Origin of the sequence: Psychrobacter sp. 4Bb (assembly GCF_002836735.1) — a bacterium.
GTDB lineage: Bacteria > Pseudomonadota > Gammaproteobacteria > Pseudomonadales > Moraxellaceae > Psychrobacter.
The window spans coordinates 1-866 of record NZ_PJAS01000023.1 but is presented as its reverse complement, the minus strand read 5'-3'; the positions used below and the strand labels follow the sequence as shown (position 1 = coordinate 866).

General features: G+C 42.4%; 1 protein-coding gene. It reads left to right on the top strand.

The features are described 5' to 3' along the window. Positions 1-90: 90 nt before the first annotated feature. Positions 91-849, top strand: a complete 759-nt coding sequence (locus CXF60_RS00605; protein ID WP_025651202.1) for an IS5 family transposase — start codon at positions 91-93, stop codon at positions 847-849. The last annotated feature ends 17 nt before the right edge of the window (positions 850-866 follow it).

Below are 866 nucleotides of genomic sequence, written 5' to 3'. Positions count from 1 at the left end.
TAGGGACTGTATAGAATTGAGAAAGCATTGAAAAAAATAAGCAACGCCTTACTCTAATGTTTACCACAACAAAGAAACAAGGCGTCACTTATGGCTCGCACTAAGCTCAACGATGAACATTGGCACAAGCTATTTATTATATTGCGACAAATTAACGTATATAACAAGCCCAATCTAAGACGTACCGTTGAAGGCATGTTGTACCGCATACGAGTAGGCTGTCCATGGCGAGACTTACCTTCTTATTTTGGTCATTGGTCTAGCATATATCATCAATACCGTTACTGGCGTAAAACCGGTAAATGGCAAAAGCTCATGAAGATAGTCACAGCAAACTATGATAGTGAATGGTTATTTATAGACGGTAGCGTGGTTAAAGCTCATCAGCATAGTACAGGCGCAGCCAGTCATCTTGATGAGGCCATTGGTAAAAGCGTTGCAGGTAATAGCAGCAAACTGCACTTAGTGGTCGATGCTTGTGGCAACCCTATACATGTTGAGCTGTCAGGTGGGCAAGTACATGACTCTAAGATGGCAAAGGCGTTGATATGTAGCACCATTAACAACCAGACTAAAGCGGTGATTGCAGACAGGGGCTACGATAGTAGCGATATTAGAGAGTGTATCTTCAAGCACTGTGCTCAGTCAGTCATACCTGTTAAGTCGAACTCTAAAAGCAGTAACGACACACTAGATTGGTATTTGTATCGTTGCCGTCATTTGGTAGAAAACGCTTTTGCTAGATTGAAACATTTTAGGGGCATTGCCACGCGATATGATAAGCTCAAAGATAGCTTTGCAGCGGCGGTAATGCTCGCTTGTGTCTTTATCTGGTTGCCCTTGATTTGAATTCTATACACACCCTA